Below are 3498 nucleotides of genomic sequence, written 5' to 3'. Positions count from 1 at the left end.
AGCGCCCAGACATAGCGCTGAATTTTCTTTTTATACAGACGCCTAGTCTCTTCATTTCCGGTTTCCTCCGCCATCAGATAAACGGAAATCTCTCGCATTGCCCGGAGATTGTCCGTGTTGCGTCCATCCACCCAACCTCCTCGCACATCCGGTCCCCAACCATCACCACCTTTTCCCTTACCATAAATGGGGTGAGGACGCCCGTTGGGGTCTGTTTCTGTCCAGGTTTTAGCACCGTCAAACATTCGCTGTTTGTAGGTCGGGTCGAGAAATTGCCCAAAGAAGAAGTATTTTCGGATTTGTCCTTTGAGGGTGAAAGCGTAATAGTAGTCAATACCCTCAGTGTGTTGGTTATCTTCAGCTTGGGCATCTTCTGATTGCAGAAACTCTAGGGCTTTCTCCCGATTGCCAAAAATAAAATCAAACATGGCATAGGGATAAGACCGCTTCTCATTTTCCCCGTAGTTGTTGCCATAACCTTTACCACCGTAATACTGAATGGCCTGGTTGGCTCGCACCCAGAATTCCGATTCCAATTCAGGAGTCCACTGATTCCTATACTTGGTCGCAATCGGTAAGGGTTCAATCTGAATTAGATCAGTAACAGATCTGCTAATCACTGGTTTAGCCTCTAGCGCTGGTGTGGTCGGTATAACTTGGTGGGTACAGCCCAAGACAGCACCAGCCACCAAGGAAGCTACTAGTAAGTTACGAGATTTCGGAGATTTCACCAGATTTCACCAGTTGTAGCGATTGGCCTCAATTCTTACACAACAACCAAAACAGTACACCTGAGCGTCAACCCTAAATTAAACATCGGCACTTCACAATTTTTAATCATGGGCAATGGGGCTCAGAACCCCCAGGGATTGAGAAATTCAGGATATAGTCATGTTCGATTTACTATTTGCTCGCAATTTGGCCACTACACTAATTATACTCACTGTCTTCATTCTTGGCTTAGACAAGTTGTATCGGCAGGATCAAAACCCTGGAAAACTCCAAAGGGTTCAGCACATGGAACACGCCCTTCGAGTCTGATTTGCGCTCAAGGCAACTCAATTCCGTTGAGATTCCCTGAACTAGGTGTGGAATAGGAGCCAGTTCCCTAGTTCGACCCAAGTTACTGGTTTGTCAGATCGCTGTGAATATTAGTAGACAAGAGCCCTATAGTAACCATGGATAAGGCAAGTACGTAATTATTCGTAGGCCACTATTGCGAGTGGCTCAGAGATTTCCGAGATTTTGCGGATACGGTTTACTGTCATTTCCGATTACTGTTGTATATGGTAGTTTTAACCTTTTGCTGCATCCCCCTGGGGCACCCAACCGCCCATCAGGGGTTTTTTGTATTGAGTGTGGCTAAATTTTATCAGTTATAGTATGCTGTAGTCTTAACCGTAATTTAAGGAGAGCGCAGTGGGGAGTAGGAATCGGGTTTTGATAATGTCTAGATTAGGCTAACCGTCGCCACCCAGTCTTATCCCCTAAACTCAAGGTCTCCCAACGTTACTACACTTTTAATAATCGGCAAAAAATTCAAGCTAGGCTAGTATTAGCCTGGGCAATACCTAAATTTTTCCAGATAAAGGACAATTGATTTTAAGCTTTTTAAGTTTTGTAGCCCTATAACTTAAATTCAAAGGTGACATAGTTTTCGATTATTTTTTACAAAACTATTATATTTATATATAAAATTATTTTGATATTAACTATTAACATAACACTCAGAAATTAGTAAAAAATACTTGGCATTGGTTTGATTATTTTCACATAATTGAGTATTGATTTAATTTTTATTAAAGTTTTTTTAAAAAATTAAAAATATTCGGTAAAGCCTGCCATTAAAAAAAGCAAAAAACAACTGATATAGAAATCCTAATTAAAACGTCATAAACATCAACAGGAGGATGGGTGGATTCTTCCCCATCTTCCCCATCTCCATAAATCATCCCCCTACAGGTGCAACGCTCCAGATTTATCTGTGGGGAGTCGTCAAAGCTAACAAGTTCTGATGGTACAAAGCGCACTAAAAACCGGAATTACGGGCTTGCTCCATCAATTGCTCAGCCCTACGTCCCCACTGGGGATTACCTTGGCTATTGTAAAGGTCTCTAGCATACTGCAAGACTTGCAGAGCATCACTAAACCGGTTTTGGCGCAGAAATACTACACCAGCAGCATAATAGGCATTAGCGTAATTCGAGTTAGCTACCGCTGCTTGCTGGAATGCTGCCAGAGCACCATCCAAATTTCTCTGACTAAATAAAATTCCCCCGATATTGTAGTGGGCTTCGGGGTATTTGGGATTGATTTTGATCGCTTGCTCAAACGCCTTTTTTGCCTCCTCCAGCTTGCCCTGTTGCCTATAAATCAGTCCTAAATGATATGGCGGTTCGGGAGCATTACGGCTAAATTGCATTGCTTGTTTAAATGATGCGATCGCTTGTGCGGGTGTTCGCAACTTGGACATAACTAGACCCATGTTATAGTGAGCAACACCAAGTTTAGGGTCAAGTTCCAGAGCTCTTTCTAGATATTCCCGTGCCTGAGACAAATTCTTTCCTTCCAACAGAGCAGCCCCTAAATTAGCAAAGGCTAGAGCAAATTCTGGATCGGTCTGGGTCGCCCGATAAAAGGCATCGGCTGACGCCTGCAATTTTCCAACCTGCCGCAATGCTAGGCCCAAGTTGTAGTGTGCTGGTGCTAGCTTGGGATTCAGTTGGGCTGCCTTTTCAAACGCCACGATCGCTTCAAGTACCTTACTCTGTTGAATTAATGCCAGTCCTTGGTTAAGTTGCTCGAGGGCTGCGGGTTGAGTTGGTTTGAGTGCTGGGAGATACTGAGACTGGGCGATTAGTCTACCACTGTAACGGTAAGGGCGAGTAAGGGGATGATGTCTACTCAGTCTCCCTGGTGAATCATTCAGATGATCTGGGTTAACCCCTAGGGCATGGGAAACTAGTGGCTGTGTCAGCACCAACAGCCAACTGACTCCTAGGAAGAAATAGCCTCTGGCAGTGACTTTTCTGTTAACAAACATTAAGTTGAGTGGGAATAAATTTTGCTTAAGATTTTTGAAACATTTTTTTTTATAGTTGTTACGTGTATTCATATTTTTTGAAAATTAGTGACCTAGAGTTATCTTACTTAACAGTTTTAGTAGTTTACATTACAAGACATTGCAAGTTCGATCTAGATCAAACCAAAATAAGTTAATCTCACAACCAGATAACGTTGATCCCATCTCAACAAAACTTACGCATAAACCAGTAGTCAGGAGATAAGTAGGTAGGATGAGCAGGTAAGAGAAGCGTTGACGTATGGCACGTTTTAACCAACTCACCTCGCTACCATATCATCCCCTTCAAGCTCCGCTTCAATGCATAAGTCCAATTGAAATAATTTGGGGGTAAATTATGAACGGCAAAGCGTGTAAAGCCACCCGTAATGTGGCAATTGTTGGTCCGTATCTCAGTGGGAAAACCACTCTACTCG

At 43.0% G+C, this 3498-nt stretch carries 1 protein-coding gene and 1 pseudogene; both read right to left on the bottom strand.

What is annotated here, in order from left to right:
• Positions 1–731: pseudogene (locus F6K53_RS35785) on the bottom strand (hypothetical protein); the annotation flags it as partial.
• A 1298-nt stretch (positions 732–2029) separates the two neighbouring features.
• Positions 2030–3115, bottom strand: a complete 1086-nt coding sequence (locus tag F6K53_RS35780) for a tetratricopeptide repeat protein (RefSeq protein WP_364306327.1) — start codon at positions 3113–3115, stop codon at positions 2030–2032.
• Positions 3116–3498 lie beyond the last annotated feature (383 nt).

This window comes from Moorena sp. SIO4A1 (genome assembly GCF_010672065.1).
Classification (GTDB): Bacteria; Cyanobacteriota; Cyanobacteriia; order Cyanobacteriales; family Coleofasciculaceae; genus Moorena.
This window is presented reverse-complemented; position numbering and strand designations above follow the sequence as displayed.